The sequence below is a fragment of the Streptomyces sp. 4N509B genome (assembly GCF_052245655.1).
GTDB lineage: Bacteria > Actinomycetota > Actinomycetes > Streptomycetales > Streptomycetaceae > Streptomyces.
In genome coordinates, this window is record NZ_JBQQBZ010000001.1 from 330,186 (window position 1) to 344,231 (window position 14,046).

A 14,046-nucleotide genomic window follows, 5' to 3' on the forward strand; every position below is an offset into this window, starting at 1 on the left:
CATGAACGTCGACGTCGAGGAGGTCCTCAGGCGTGAGCTTCACGAGGTGGCCTCCGGGCTGCGGGTCCCGGCGCGGCCGCCCACGCCGCGCGAGCCGGTTCGCGGCCGGTGGGTCCGCGGCCAGCGCGTCCTGCGGCTCGCGCTGGTCGCCGTCGTGACGCTCGTCGTCGTGGGCGCGGTCGCCGTGGTGTCGTCGTTCGGGGACGGCGGAAGTCCGACGCCGCCGGCGACGCCGCCCACGGAGCCGCCCACGGAGAGGCCCTCGGTCCGTTCCCTCACCGCCGACACGCCGACGGTGCCCCACGTGTTCGACGGCCGTCTGTACGTCGGGAGGGAGGGGTTGCCCGGGTCCTGGTGGACCGTGAGCCAGGCAGCCGGCGCCTGGGTCGCGCAGCGCGACGACGACACCTGGTGGTGGGGCACCGGCAGCGGCACCGAGAGACACCCCCTGTCCGGCACGGTGGTACTGCAGCCTCAGCTCTCTCCCGACGGCACACTGCTGGCGGTCGCCACCGCCACGGGCGACGGCGGGCAGGTGGTGCTCGTCGACACGCGGTCCGGTGAGACGGTCAACACCTTGCCGTTCGACGCGGCCGGGCCGAGCGACCCGGGAGCGCTCGGCGTCGTCGCGGTCACCGAGGACGCCGAGGTCTTCCTCCAGAGCGACAGCCAGCGTCTGATGTGGCTCGCGGCCGAGGGCGACGAGACGGTCGACCTCGACGCCACCGCGCCCGACCAGTGGGTGCGGGGCAGCACCGCCGCCGGTCTGCTCGTGTTCGACGGCACCCGGGACGGCGAGCCCGACGCGTCGTACCTGGCGGAGGTCTCCGACGCGGGTGAGCTGCGTCGGCTGGGGACGCTGCCGGGCGAGGACGTCAAGGTCAACCCGTCCGGCACGTGGCTCGGGCACGGGGGCTCCTGGGGCGGTGAGTCCCAGACGATCTCCGAGATCACGGCGCAGACGGTCGACGGCAGCCGGGAGCTCACCCTGCGGTCGCCCGACGACCGGCAGCTCCTCCTCCTGACGTGGGAGGACGATGACCTGCTCCTCGCCGAGCTGCACACCGACGGGATCCCGACGGGGCTGGCGCGGTGCAGCATACGGGCGGAGGAGTGCCTGGTGGTCGACGCCCCGTGACGGGTGCCGTGGGACCTGCGGAGTCCGCGCCGGTCCCGCGGCATCAGGCGACGACGGGGCGGGCGGAGGTGCCACCGGGGACGGCCGGTGCCGCGGCCGAACGTCTCAGGCGCGCGGGCCGGCGCCGTGCAGCAGGGTGTCGATGATGCGGGCGGCGAGGGCGTCCGGGTCGGCGTCGTCGTCCGTGGCGCCGTGCAGGGACTCCCCGAGCAGCGCGTAGTAGACGCGGCGCACCCAGTCGAGGTCGGCCGCCTCGTCGATGAGCCTGTCGGCCTGGGCCCGCCTCAGCACGGCGACGCAGCGGCGGGCGATGTCCTCGTGCAGGGCGGCGGCCTCGCTGTCCGGGTCTGCCGGCAGCCCCAGGGCGAACGCCCAGGCGCCCTTGACCTGGAGCACGTTGGCGGTGATCCGGTGCATGGCCACCAGCGGCGGCGCGGTGTCCGGCCTGCCGTCGTCCACCGCCTGGGCGAGCTGGCGGGCCGCGGAGGTGGCCAGCGCGTCGACCAGCGCCTGTCGGTTGGCGAACCGCCGGTGGATCGTCGTGCGGGCGACCCCCGCGGCCGCGGCGATCTGCTCCATGGAGGCGCCGGGCTCCTCGGCGAGCACCCGCTCGGCCGCCTCCAGGATCGCGCGCACGCTGCGCTCCGCGTCGGCCCGCAACGATCGTGCCGCCGTCTCACCCATCACGCCTCCTGACCAGTCCACTCACCAGTGCACCTGTCACGTGTCCACCTGTCCAGACAAACAGTACATCCCTGAGGCAGTGCTGGGCATTGTTGCGACAACGATGTTGCAGCTTTGAGGATTACTGGTACCTTCTCATCTCAGTTACCGCCGACTGAAGGAGGAACCCATGCGCAGCACCGCCCTGGTCACCGGAGCGTCGTCCGGCCTCGGCGCGGAGTTCGCCGAGCAGCTGGCCGCCCGTGGACACGACGTGGTCCTGGTGGCGCGCTCCGTCGATCGGCTGGCGGCTCTCGCCGAGCGCCTGACCGCCGCGCACGGCGTCCGCGCCCACGTCCTGGCGCAGGACCTCGCCGAGCCGGACGCGGCCCGCGACATCGCCGAGCAGCTGGCCGCCCGCGGCCTGACCGTCGACCTGCTGGTCAACAACGCGGGCTTCGGCACCTGCGGCCGCTTCGAGGAGATACCTGGGGCCCGCGACCACGACCAGCTGATGGTCAACGTCGTCGCGCTCGTCGACCTCACCCACGAGCTGCTGCCCGGCATGCTGGAGCGTGGCCACGGCTCGGTCGTCAACGTCGCCTCCAACGCGGCCTTCCAGCCCTCCCCGTACTTCGCCGTCTACGGCGCCGCCAAGGCCTTCGTGCTGAACTTCGGTCTCGCGCTGCGCCAGGAGTACCGTCGGCGCGGCATCCGCGTGCTCACCCTGTGCCCCGGCCCGGTCGAGACCGCCTTCTTCGACGTCATCGGCACCCGCCGCGCGGCCGTCACCGGCCGCATGACCACCCCGGAGCCCGTCGTCCGCGCCGCGCTGCGCGCGCTGGAACGCGACCGCGGCTACGTCGCCCCCGGCCTCGGCAACGCCCTGGCCGCCCACCTCACGCCTCGCCGCCCCCGGACCCTGGTCGCCGCCCTCGCGGAACGCGTCACCCGCAAGGTCCTGGCCACACCGGCCGCCGCCACGACGACACCGGAGCACGCCCCGTGAGATCCCTCACCGCCCCCGTCGGCGCGGCCTCGGCGATGCTGCTCGTCGGCACCTCGACCGCCGTCTCCGCCACCATCGCCGACTACCCGGTCTTCACCGGACAGGCCCTTCGCTACGGTCTCGCCGCGGCGATCCTGCTCGCCGTCGTACGCCACCGGCGTCTGCCCCGCGCCGGCCTGACCGCACGTGACGTTCTGCTTCTGGTCGCGCTGGCCGCCACCGGACTGGCCGGGTTCAACCTCTTCCTCGTCGAGGCCACCCGGCACGCCGGCCCCGCCATGATCGGCACCGTCGTCGGAGCCGTCCCCCTCGTGCTCGCGCTGGTCGGGCCGTTGATGGAACGTCGGCGCCCCGCCCCCCGCACCGTCGGCGCCGCGCTCGTGGTGGCGCTCGGCGCGGCCGTCGCCGCCGGCCTCGGCTCGGGCAGCCTGACGGGCCTCCTCCTGTCCCTGGGCGCACTCGTCGGCGAGGTGGCCTTCTCCCTGCTCGCCGTCCCCCTTCTGCCCAAGCTCGGCCCCCTGCGGGTCGCCGCCTATCCCGCCGTCCTGTCCGTGCCCATGCTGCTGGCCACGGGCCTCGCCCTGGACGGTACGGCCTCCCTGCGGCTGCCCACCCCGAGCCAGGCCGCCGCCTTCGGCTACCTCGGCGCGATCGTCACCGCCGCCGCCTTCTTCCTCTGGTACGACGCGCTGCGCCGCCTCGGAGCCGACCGCGCGGGCCTCTTCGCCGGCCTCGTACCGGTGGGCGCGCTCCTCACCTCCGTCGCACTCGGCCTCGGCCAGGCGGGCCCCGCCGACGTCGCGGGCGCCCTGATCGTCGCCGCGGGCGTCGTCGCCGGCCTGCGCCGGACCGGCGGCGACGGCTCCCCACCACCACGCCGCCCCGGAGGGACTCCGGGAGCAGCGCCGGGAACAGCGCCGGGAACAGTTCCAGGAGCAGCCCCGCGAGCGGCTGTCCACGAGGCGACCTGATCGGTGCTCAGCGGCACCCGCCCCACGCCTCCGCGCCGCGTTGAGCGGCGCGGACGCCGGCCAGGGACGGCCTACGGGCCGTCGGCGATCCTCTCCGCGACGCGGCCGAGCGCCGCGAGTTCCTCGGGGTCCAGCCGGTCGACGAAGTGCCGTCGTACGGAGGCGACATGGGTGGGGGCGGCTTCCCTGAGCGTGTCCCACCCCGTCTCGGTGAGCACCAGGAAACAGCCCCTTCCGTCGGCGGGGTCCGGTGCGCGCCGGATGAGTCCGCGCGCCTCCATGCGGGTGGCGTGGCGGGACAGACGGCTGCGCGACCACCCCATCTTGGCGGCCTGCTCGCGCAGCGTGCTCGTTCCCTCGGCGCGCTCGGACAGCGTGCTGAGCACCTCGTAGTCCGGCTCGGACAGGCCGTGTGCGGCCAGGTCCTGCACGGTGCGGGTCTGCACCGCGATCACCATGCGACGGTACGCCCGCCAGGCGCGCTCCTCGTCGGCCGTGAGCCAGCGGACCGGAGGATCGACCTCGTTCGTTGACATGGAACCAATCTACCGGCTAATTTCATTTCCATGACAACGAAATGCCGTCTCCGCATCCTCGTCCTGGTCTGCAGCACCCGCCCCGGCGCGCTCGGCCCCGCCGTCGGCGCGTGGCTGGCGAGGACGCTCTCGCCGAGCGCCGACACGCTCGACGCGGACCTCGTGCCCCTGGCCCTCGGTGATCTGCACCTGCCCTTCCTGGACGAGGAGGAGGAACCGGCGAGCGGCGTCCACCACCACGAGCACACCCGCCGGTGGAGCCGGATCGTCGACGAGGCGGACGGCTTCGTCTTCGTGACGCCGGAGTACAACTACGGCATGCCGGCGACCCTGAAGAACGCGCTCGACTACCTCGGCCGCGAATGGGCGTGGAAGCCGGTCGGCTTCGTCAGTTACGGCCACACCTCGGCCGGCACCCGCGCGGTCCAGCACGCCAAGCAGGTGGTAACCACCCTGCGCCTGGTGCCGCTCGGCTCGACCGTCGCACTACGCATCGCGGACGCGACGCGGGAGGGCCGTTTCGCCCCCGCGCCGCGCCACGCCGAGGCGGCCGAGGGACTGCTCGACGAGCTGGTGCGGGTCTCACGGGCCCTGGCCCCACTGCGCGAGCGCGGACACGCGGGCGCCGAGGCGGGCCCGCTCCCCGGCTCCTACACGCGACGTCTCGGCCCGGACGACGCCCCGGAGGTGACGGTGCTCCAGCGCTGCTGCTGGATGGAGGAGGCGTTGGCCAACGACACCCTCGCGATCCCGGCGCTCCACGAGTCGCTGGAGGAGGTGCGCTCCTGGCTGGCCGACTGGCACACGACCGGGCTGTGGCGGGACGGGCGGCTGCTCGGGATGGTCCGCACGCGTCGCGTCGGCGCCGACCTGCACGTCGGGCGGCTCGCCGTCGCCCCCGACCTGCGAGGACTCGGCGTCGGGCGGTGGCTGCTGCGCCGGGCCGAGGCCGACGGGGAGGGGTGCCGACGCGTCGTCCTGTCCACCGGCGCCGCCAGCCACCGCAACCTCACGCTCTACCGGAAGCAGGGCTACGTCGCGCTTCCCGACGCGCCCGAGGACGGCGTGGTGGACCTGGCCAAGGCCGTCCCCTGCCCGGCGGGTGGGTGACGCCGGCCGCCGGGCCGGGGCGACGGCGCGTCGGCGGGCGGACGGCGGGTCAGGCCGTGCTCGCGGGGGCGCTGACCGTCGCGGTGATGACGGTCACGGACTGGGTGAGGCGGCTGCGGTCGAGGGCGTCGCGCAGCGCCTCGGACGCGCCGTCGACCGCGATCTCCGTGGTCGGCGGGAGGTGTTGCTGCGTGAACGCGAGACAGCGCAGGCCGGCCGGGACCATCGCGCCGAGGTCATGCACGTCGACGACGAGGCGCCGCGCGCCCACGCGGGCGGCCTCCGCGACGGCCCGGTCGACGAGGGTGCGCAACGTCGGCACCTCGGCGTCGGTGAGGTCGCCGGACAGGCGCAGGACGGTGGTGGTGCCGGCCGTGCCGACGGAGGCGTCGAAGGACGTGCGGTTCGGGGGCATGGGTGAGGTCCTTTCGAGGGCGGGGCGGTCAGGCGCGGCGATCAGGAACGGCGATCAGGCGCGGGCGATCAGGCGCGGGCGATCAGGCGCGGGCGATCAGGAGGGTGGTGGAGTGGGGCGGAAGGGTGAGCGCGTCCGGGGTGGGACACGGCGGTTCGGTCCCGGGCGCGTGGGCGTCCCGACCGGGCGGCGCCGCGGTGTCGGCGGCGACGTGCCAGCGGGTGCCGGGCAGCGGCGGGTCGGGGACGCGGACCGTGCGGGGTTCGCCGCCGGTGTTGGCGGCCAGGTAGACCGCGTCCCGCGCCTCCTCGTCGTGGAGGAGCGCGGCGAGGAGCGTTGAACCCGGCGACCAGTCGGGCGCGTTCGGGCGCTCGCCGTGCCAGCTCAGGGCGGCGCCGTCCGGATGGTCGAGCCGGCGCAGCACGGGGTGGGCGCGGCGGAGGGCCAGGCAACACCGCACGAAGCGCAACAGCGCGGCGCCGTCGGGGGTGTCCGGGAGGGTCCAGTCGAACCAGCTGGTCGCGTTGTCCTGGCTGTAGGCGTTGTTGTTGCCGTGCTGGGTGCGACCACACTCGTCGCCCGCGAGCAGCATGGGCACGCCACGGCTCGCCAGGAGGAGGAGCAGGGCGTTGCGGGCCTGGCGCTCGCGCAGGGCGAGCACGGCCTGGTCGTCGGTCGGGCCCTCGTGGCCGCAGTTCCAGCTGTCCTCGCCGGGAATGCCGTCGCCGCCGCCCTCCCCGTTGGCCTCGTTGTGGCGGTGGTCGTAGGAGGTGAGGTCGGCGAGGGTGAAGCCGTCGTGGCAGGTGACGTAGTTGATGGACGGGGCGGCGCCGCGCCCGGGGTAGAGGTCGGGCGAGCCGGCCAGGCGGGGCGCGAAGGCGGCGGTGCTGCCGGGGCGGCCCAGCAGGAAGCGGCGGATGTCGTCGCGGTAGCGCATGTTCCACTCGCTCCAGCGCCCGTGGTGGGGGAAGGCGCCCACCTGTTCCGTGCCGGTGGCGTCGCTGGCCTCGGCGATGAGGTGGAGGTCGGCGAGGACCGGGTCGGTGGCGATGGCGCGGACGAGCGGCGGGTCGGCGAGGACCTCGCCGTCGGTGCCGCGCGTCAGTATGGAGGCCATGTCGAAGCGGAAGCCGTCGACGCGGTACTCGGCGGCCCAGTAGCGCAGGCAGTCGAGGATGAAGGCGCGCGCCACGGGGTGGTTGGCGTTGACGGTGTTGCCGGTCGCCGTGAGGTTGCGGTGGTGGCCGTCGGCGTCGAGGAGGTAGTACCCGGCCTCGTCCAGGGCGCGGAAGGACAGGACCGGGCCGCGGTGGTCGCCCTCGGCGGTGTGGTTGAAGACGACGTCGAGGATCACCTCGATGCCGGCGGCGTGGCAGGCCCGCACCAGCTCCTTCAGCTCGCGCGAAGGGCCTCCCGGCCGCTGGTCGGCGGCGTAGGCGGCCTTCGGCGCGAAGAAGCCGACCGTGTTGTAGCCCCAGTAGTTCGGCAGCGGCTCGCCGGTCTCGGGCGAGGCGTAGGTGTTGTCGGTCTCGTCGAACTCGAAGACCGGGAGGAGTTCGACGGCGGTGACGCCGAGGGAGCTGAGGTGGGGGATCTTCTCCCGCAGGCCGGCGAACGTGCCGGGGTGGGCGACGCCGGAGGACGGGTCGCGGGTGAAGCCGCGGACGTGGAGCTCGTAGAGGACGAGCTCGTCGGTCGGGTGGCGGGGCCGGCGGTCGTCGCCCCAGTCGAACGGGGCGGCGGAGGGGTCGGGGAGGACGACGGAGCGGTAGGCCGGGCGCGTGCCCCACGGGCCGGCGCCGGCGAGCTCGCGGGCGTACGGGTCGAGGACGACGACGCCGCCCGTGGACCGGCCGCCCCCACCGGCCTGTTCGACGCGGTAGCCGTAGTGGAACTCCGCCGGGTGCGGGCCCTGGAGGGTCATGGTGTGGACGGTGCGGCCGTGGGGGGCGGTCACGCGGCCCTCGGGCGGGAACGGCAGCTCGGTCAGGACCGTGCCGTCGTCGGGGCGCAGGAGGACGAGGCGGACGCGGCGGCCGGGCGCGGTCGCGACCGCGAAGTTCACGGCGACGGCCGCGCCGGCGGGGTCCGCGCCGACCGCACCGGCCTCGCCAGCGGGGTCGGCGGGGTCCGCGTCGGGTGCCGCCGGCGCCGGGCCGGCAGCCCCCGCGGAGGGGCTGCCGGCCGGCGCGGCCAGGACGGTGGCGCCCAGCGGCTGCGGACTGCCGGGGCTGACGCGCCACGTCCCCACGCGGTGGGGCGTTGCGTACGTGACGGACATCGTCAGCCGTTCCCCCTGCCGCCGCGCTGCTCGGCGGGCCGCACGCGCGCCCTCACCATCAGCGGGTGGGCGGTCTCCGGCAGGCGGACCGTCATCTCGACCGGGTCGATCGCTCCGGCGTCGCCGTCCGCGTCGTAGGGGACCCCGTCGATCGTGACGCTGTCGAGCAGCACCGCGCCGCGCGGCAGGACGTCCGGCGCGACGCGCAGCAGCCGGTCGGGGTAGGCGGCGTCGGGCCGCGGCCTGAAGTACAGGTCCAGCGGCTCGCGGTGGACCAGCAGCCGCGTGTACACCTCGGCGAGGTAGCACAGCTCGGCCTTGTGGTACATGGCCATGGCGTGGCTGCCCTTCAGCCGCTCGTCGCCCACCAGGTACGGGATGCCGGAGGCGAGGACGGTGAAGAAGACGCCGCCCTCGTCGTGGTCCAGGAAGAAGGCGTTGTAGAACGCGGCGGACTCGCGGGCGTGGCGCAGGAAGTCGCGGTCGCCGGTGTAGCCGGCCAGGACGAGGTAGGCGAGGATCGCCTGCTCCTGCTGCCACCACGCCTTGCGGTCGTGCCAGACGAACGGGTGGTGGCCGCGTTCGGCGACGCGTTCCACCAGGTCGTACCAGCCGCCGCGGCGCAGGTCCATGCCGACGCCCGGCATGGTGGTGCCGATGGCCTCGGCCAGCGCCCGGTACTCGCGCTTGGGCAGGGTCGCCTGCATGCGCATGAGGTTCCAGGCGATCTTGAGGTTGTGGCCGACGACGGCGCGGTTCTGCTGCCAGCCCCACGTGTGGTCCGGGGTCCAGTCGGCGTGGAAGCGTTCCCGGACGAACGGGCTGCCGTCCGGGGCGCGGTCCGGCATGTGGGTGACGATCATGTCGAAGGTGTGCTCCAGCATCCTGCGGTACCGCTCCTCGCCGGTGGCGAGGTAGAGGTTGAACAGGTACGCCGGGGCGTGGTCGCCGACGGAGTTCCAGTTCTTGCGGGAGCGGTTGGGGCCCAGGTGGTCGTCGTGCGGGCTGAACGTCACCGGGTCGATGTGGGAGTAGTAGCCGCCCTGGCGCGGGTCGTGGAAGAACTTCTCGAAGAGGCGGACCGTGCCCTCGACGTCGCCCAGGATCTCGGGCGAGCCGGCGACGCGGAAGGTCTGGACGAGGCCGACGAGGGCGTAGATCTGCTCGTAGGCCGGGATCGCGCGGTAGTCGTCGCCGAACTCCGAGGCGAACAGCTTGCGTTCGCGCCCGCCCGTCACGTCGGTGCCGTGGTACCAGTACACGACGTCCTCGTCGGGGTCGACGAAGCGCATGTGGTCGTGGAGGTACCGCGAGCCGCGCTCGGCGACGGCCAGGGCGCGTTCGTCGCCGGTGAGCATGAACGCGCTGGCCATGCCGTAGACCATGCGGGAGATGGTGTCGGTCTCCTGCACCTGCCGGACGGCGCCCCCGTCGCCGCCGTGCGGCTCGGTGCCGCGCAGCTCGGTGCGGTAGCGGCCGAAGTCGACCTCACCGCCGCCGAACTGGGCGCGGTCGTAGAACGCGGCCAGCTGCCGCAGCTGCTCGGTCCACCAGCCGGGGCGCTCGAACGGCCAGGCGCTGCCGCCGTCGGGGGTCGCGGGCACCCAGGGGACGCCCGAGGTGCCCGGCTCGCTGACGAGGAGGAGCTGCGCGGCCTGGAGGTGGGGGCCGTCGGGCTCGGGATAGATCGGGCCGTAGCAGAAGAGGAACGTGCCGGGGGTGAGCTCGTCGTGGAGGGAGCCGGTGGCGTCGGCGTAGGGCTGGCCGAGGTTGCGCAGCCGCTGGCCCGAGGTGGCGGCGGTCAGGTGCACGGTGACGAGGCCGCCGTCGAGGGTGCGGAGGGTGACGGCGTTTCCCTGGCGCTCGACGACGTAGCCGGCGGTGGTGTCGGAGTACGGGTGCGACAGGGAGGAGCCGGCGGGCGGGGAGGTGGGCTGGGTGGTCACGCGGGGCCTCCGGCGGCGGCCGTGTCGGCACCGGATCCAGCACCAGCACCGGTCCCCGCTCCGGCGGGGGCGGTGGTCGGGTCGAGCAGCTCGATGACGGAGCGGGCCAGCAGGTGGCACTCGTTGACGGTGCGGGTGGTCACGAGGTCGTTGTCGATGACCACGTCCTGGTTGGTGTAGGTGGCGCCCATGTTGCGGACGTCGCCGACGAGGTTGTTGTGGCAGGTGACCTCACGCCCGCGGATCAGCTCGGGGGCGGCGGAGACCAGCGCCAGGCCGTGGCAGGAGAACGCCTTGACGAGGTTGGGCAGCCGGAACGCGCGACGCATCAGCTCGACGGCGGGCGCCGGCCGTTCCACGTCCTCGCTGTAGCGCAGCCGGTCGGAGACCTGGCCGGAGGGCACGACGAGGGCGGAGAAGCGGGAGAGCTGGGTGTAGTCGAGGGCTTCGAGGTCCTCGCCCACGGTGACGGTGACCGGGGCGCGGTACTCGGTGCCGGTGAAGCTCATGGAACGCTGCCCCCACAGGCGGGTCAGCAGCACGACCTCGGCGCCCTCCTCGGTGAAACGGCGCTGGTAGTAGGAGACCTCGTGCTCGACGAAGTCGTTCTCCATCAGGATGCCGATGCGCCGGCCGGGGATGCGGCCCGGCGACGGGACGGAGCTGGTGCTCATCGCGGTCAGTCCTTTCTGCGGGGGCGAGGGAGGGTGTGGGGGGGAGGGCGTGCGGGTGCGGGTGCGGTGACGCCGTGGTGCGGTGGCGCGTGGCGCGTGGCGGGGGGAGGGCCGGGGCCGGCCCGGCCCGGGGCGGAGGGGGGAGGTGGCCGGGCCGGCCCCGGGTGTCAGGCGGCGTGGGCCAGCGCCGCCTGGGGGGAGGTGGTCTCGGGGGAGAGCGGCTCGACGCTGACGGTGCGGACGAGCAGGTGCCCGTTCTGGAGCACCACCAGCCAGGTCTGCTCGCTCCCGGGCCCGCCTCGTGCCGAGCCCTGAGCGGAGGCCCGCGCGGAGTCCCGCACGGCGGTCACCGTCGCCCGGACCTCGGCGTGGACGGGCGACAGCAGCCGCACCTCGACGTCGGTGAGGGCCAGGTCCGCGCCGGTCAGGGGCCGGTGGCGGCCGGACGCGTACCAGCGGCGGAAGTCGGCCAGGCCGCGGACGACGCGGCCCGGCAGGTCCAGGCGCAGGCCGTTGGCCAGGTGGGGCGTCAACCGCCCGACGGGGACGCGGTCGGTGACCTCACGGTGCAGACGCCGCACCAGCGCCTCGGCGGCGTCGGCCGTCAGCCGGCCGGAGGAGGGGCTGCCCGAGGAAGGGCTGCCGGAGGAGGGGGTCGTGGCCATGGTCGGGGGTCCTTTCTCGTCGTCTCGTGACCGTGACGCGCGGTCCTGATGGCACGTCAGATCGCGAGATCGATCAGGTACGGGCCGTCGTGGGCCCACAGGGCGTCGATGGCGGGGGCGACCTCGTCGATCCGGGTCACCCGCCGGCCGGGAACGCCCAGCGCCGAGGCCAGCTCGACGAAGCCGATCTCCGGGCGCGTGAGGTCGAACGCGTCGGGGAAGGCGTGCGGCGTGATGCCCTGCTCCCGCCAGTACTCCTGGATGTTGAGGTCCAGCAGCCGGTAGCGGCCGTTGTTGCAGATGACGAACTTCGCGCCGACGTTCTCCCGCGCGGCCGTCCACAGGGCCTGGAAGGTGTACATGCTGCCCCCGTCGCCGGTGAAGCCGATCACCGGCAGCTCGGGGCGGGCCATCCGGACGCCGATGGCGCCGGGGATGCCCACGCCCAGGGAGCCGCCGCGGGTCTGGAAGAACCGGCCGGGGACGCGGGGCGGCAGGTGGCGGGCGAGCGGCCCGCCGGCCGTCAGCGCCTCGTCGAAGACGACCAGGTCCGCCGGTGAGCGTTCGGCCAGGGCGCGCGCGAAGTGGTCCATCAGGGACTCCTCGGCGCTCGGGGCGGACGCGGGCGGCACGTTGGCGGCGGCGGGCCGCTCGACCATCGGGGTGCGGGGGCCGAGCGCCTCGGCGAGGCCGGCGAGCGCCAGCTTCGGGTCGGCGACGATGCCGAGGTCCACGGGGAAGTTCTTCGCGATCTCGTAGGCGTCCAGGTCGATGTGGACGATCCGGACGTCGGGCCGGAAGGGGCTTTCCAGGGAGGGGAAGACCTCGGGGAAGACGTACGTGCCGACGATCAGCACGCCGTCGGCCTCGCCGACGACCCGGGCGCTGTCCCGGCCGAACATGTGGCCCAACGCCCCGCCGTAGAGCGGGTGGAGGGTGTCCATGTTCACCTCGGAGGAGTTGACGCCCCAGACGGCGGCGCCGAGGCGCTCGGCGACCTGGGTCAGCTCCCGTTGGGCTCCGCTGGCGGCGACGCCGTCGCCCATGAGGATCAGGGGTCGGCGGGCGGAGGACAGCATCCGGGCCGCCTGCCGCAGCGTGTCGGCGGGCGGGGCCACGCGGGTGTCGGGGATGCTGGTCGGCACCGCCAGCTCCGCCGTCGTCGCGTCGAGCACGTCGGCGGGGAGGACCACCATCACGGGGCCGCGGGGCGGGGTCATCGCCGTCTTCACGGCGCGGCGCAGCACGCGGAGCGTGGAGGCCGGGTCGACGACGCGGGTGGCGTACTTGACGACCGGCCTGGCCATGGCGACGAGGTCGGCCGCCATCTGGGCGTCCATCGCGTCGTAGCGGACGCCGGCCTCGCCGACGACGACCACCAGGGGGGAGCCGCCACGCTTGGCCTGGTACAGCATGCCGATGCCGTTGCCGAGGCCGACGCCGCTGTGGAGTTGGACGAGGGCGGGGCGCTGCGCCGCGCGGGCATAGCCGTCGGCCATGCCCACGGCGGCGCCTTCGTGGAGCGCCATCACGTAGGAGAGATCGGAGTTCCTCGCCTCGTCGAGGAAACCCTGCTCGACCGTTCCCGGATTACCGAACATGTGGGTGATGCCGTCGGCCGCGAACTGCTCGAAAATCGCGGCCCTGCCTGGCCTGGCGCGCATTCGGGATTATTCCTTCCTCGACGAGTGGCTGAGAAATCCGCCCGAGCGGAACGACCAGCCGTACTACCAGCCGTAACGGCGGAGTCCGTTCTCCAGCACCTGGACCAGGAGTTCACCGGACAGGATCGAGTCCGGCGTGGAACGGGCCGTCACGAACGGGTAGTCCACGAGGGCGGACGTCTCCTTTCCGACGTTCCCGTGGAATCCGCCCTCGGGCCCGGTGGCGTCGCGCAGGATGTACTCCAGCGGGTACGGCGGCGGGCCCATGTTGAAGTCGACGCCGAGGAATCCGGTGCCGTCCTTGTAGTCGTACTCCTTGGGGTGGCCGGTGACGTGCTTGCCCCACAGCAGGCTGGTGCGGTCCTCCCACTCGCGGGCGAAGGCGAGCACGGCCACGCCGTAGCACTCGGCGAGGATCGGCTTGTCGGCCTTCACGAAGGCCAGCGCCACCTCGTGCAGCCGCTCGTTGTTGGCCAGGTCGACGATCGGGCCGCTGCCGCCGACGATCACCAGCGCGTCGAAGCCCGAGACCAGGTCGGCGGTGGCGGTGTCCAGCTGGCGGTGGTACTCCTCGATCTCCCGCAGGTGGTTCAGGGCGCTGTAGTAGGGCCGCTCGGGGATGAGCGCCTGGAGGCTGACGGGGTTGTCCAGCCGGCTGGACTCGTCGAGCTCGGTGGCGCGGCGCGCCATGTCGCGGGTGGTGACCGACCGGCCCAGCGGCGGGTCGATGTAGTCGGCGTCGAGGCTCGGCGGCAGCGCGTGGGGCCGCTTCCCGGTGGGGGTCATGAACGTGATCTGGTACCCCTGCCGGTCGAACGCCTCGACCGGGCCGACGAGCTCCTCGCCCCAGTATCCGTATTCGGAGAGGACGACGAGTATCCGCTTGGACATCTGTTTCTCCTCACTGCCCGCCGTGTGGCGGGGCGTGCTCTGTGGTGCGGACACCTGAAGTACATCCCGGGCCCGTCGGGAGC

The 14,046-nt window shown here is 73.8% G+C and carries 13 protein-coding genes; 4 read left to right on the forward strand and 9 right to left on the reverse strand.

The genetic code is table 11. The annotated features are described in order from the left end of the window. Nucleotide 1 precedes the first annotated feature (1 nt). A complete protein-coding gene (locus ACTWP5_RS01455; protein WP_443218785.1) occupies nt 2-1,138 on the forward strand; it encodes a hypothetical protein in 1,137 nt (378 codons plus the stop codon). A 105-nt stretch (nt 1,139-1,243) separates the two neighbouring features. Here the strand turns inward: ACTWP5_RS01455 and ACTWP5_RS01460 are convergent, their stop codons facing one another. Then, on the reverse strand, nt 1,244-1,822 hold the full coding sequence (locus tag ACTWP5_RS01460; RefSeq protein ID WP_443218786.1) for a TetR/AcrR family transcriptional regulator: 579 nt from the start codon (nt 1,820-1,822) through the stop codon (nt 1,244-1,246). Between the two features lie 169 nt (nt 1,823-1,991). Here ACTWP5_RS01460 and ACTWP5_RS01465 point away from each other — a divergent pair, with 169 nt between their 5' ends. Both ACTWP5_RS01465 and ACTWP5_RS01470 read left to right on the forward strand, forming a co-directional pair. Then, nucleotides 1,992-2,810 (forward strand): SDR family NAD(P)-dependent oxidoreductase, encoded by an 819-nt coding sequence (locus ACTWP5_RS01465; protein ID WP_443218787.1) that lies wholly within the window; start codon nt 1,992-1,994, stop codon nt 2,808-2,810. Beyond that, entirely contained in the window at nt 2,807-3,781 is a 975-nt protein-coding gene (locus ACTWP5_RS01470) for a DMT family transporter (RefSeq protein WP_443218788.1), read from the forward strand. The genes ACTWP5_RS01465 and ACTWP5_RS01470 overlap by 4 nt, the downstream gene beginning before the upstream one ends. 71 nt (nt 3,782-3,852) lie before the next feature. Here the strand turns inward: ACTWP5_RS01470 and ACTWP5_RS01475 are convergent, their stop codons facing one another. Next, a complete protein-coding gene (locus tag ACTWP5_RS01475; RefSeq protein ID WP_443218789.1) occupies nt 3,853-4,317 on the reverse strand; it encodes a MarR family winged helix-turn-helix transcriptional regulator in 465 nt (154 codons plus the stop codon). A 30-nt stretch (nt 4,318-4,347) separates the two neighbouring features. Here ACTWP5_RS01475 and ACTWP5_RS01480 point away from each other — a divergent pair, with 30 nt between their 5' ends. Further along, nucleotides 4,348-5,427, forward strand: a complete 1,080-nt coding sequence (locus ACTWP5_RS01480; protein WP_443218790.1) for a GNAT family N-acetyltransferase — start codon at nt 4,348-4,350, stop codon at nt 5,425-5,427. A 49-nt stretch (nt 5,428-5,476) separates the two neighbouring features. On the opposite strand, the gene ACTWP5_RS01485 is transcribed toward ACTWP5_RS01480, so the two are convergent. The 7 genes from ACTWP5_RS01485 to ACTWP5_RS01515 form a co-directional block, all read right to left on the reverse strand. Continuing rightward, nucleotides 5,477-5,842 carry an STAS domain-containing protein gene (locus ACTWP5_RS01485; RefSeq protein WP_443218791.1) on the reverse strand — a complete coding sequence of 122 codons (366 nt, stop codon included), beginning with the start codon at nt 5,840-5,842 and terminating at the stop codon, nt 5,477-5,479. Between the two features lie 82 nt (nt 5,843-5,924). Then, nucleotides 5,925-8,123 (reverse strand): glycogen debranching protein, encoded by a 2,199-nt coding sequence (locus ACTWP5_RS01490; RefSeq protein ID WP_443218792.1) that lies wholly within the window; start codon nt 8,121-8,123, stop codon nt 5,925-5,927. 2 nt (nt 8,124-8,125) lie between these two features. Next, entirely contained in the window at nt 8,126-10,069 is a 1,944-nt protein-coding gene (locus ACTWP5_RS01495) for an AGE family epimerase/isomerase (protein WP_443218793.1), read from the reverse strand. Then, nucleotides 10,066-10,743, reverse strand: coding sequence for a DJ-1/PfpI family protein (locus ACTWP5_RS01500; protein WP_443218794.1), 678 nt, complete (start codon nt 10,741-10,743; stop codon nt 10,066-10,068). Before ACTWP5_RS01500 ends, ACTWP5_RS01495 begins: the two co-directional genes overlap by 4 nt. 167 nt (nt 10,744-10,910) lie before the next feature. After that, nucleotides 10,911-11,408: a hypothetical protein gene (locus ACTWP5_RS01505; RefSeq protein ID WP_443218795.1), complete on the reverse strand. Its 498-nt coding sequence runs from the start codon at nt 11,406-11,408 to the stop codon at nt 10,911-10,913. Nucleotides 11,409-11,464: 56 nt separating this feature from the next. Then, nucleotides 11,465-13,072: a thiamine pyrophosphate-binding protein gene (locus tag ACTWP5_RS01510; RefSeq protein ID WP_443218796.1), complete on the reverse strand. Its 1,608-nt coding sequence runs from the start codon at nt 13,070-13,072 to the stop codon at nt 11,465-11,467. Nucleotides 13,073-13,135: 63 nt separating this feature from the next. Then, nucleotides 13,136-13,963, reverse strand: a complete 828-nt coding sequence (locus ACTWP5_RS01515) for a type 1 glutamine amidotransferase domain-containing protein (RefSeq protein ID WP_443218797.1) — start codon at nt 13,961-13,963, stop codon at nt 13,136-13,138. Between the last annotated feature and the right edge of the window lie 83 nt (nt 13,964-14,046).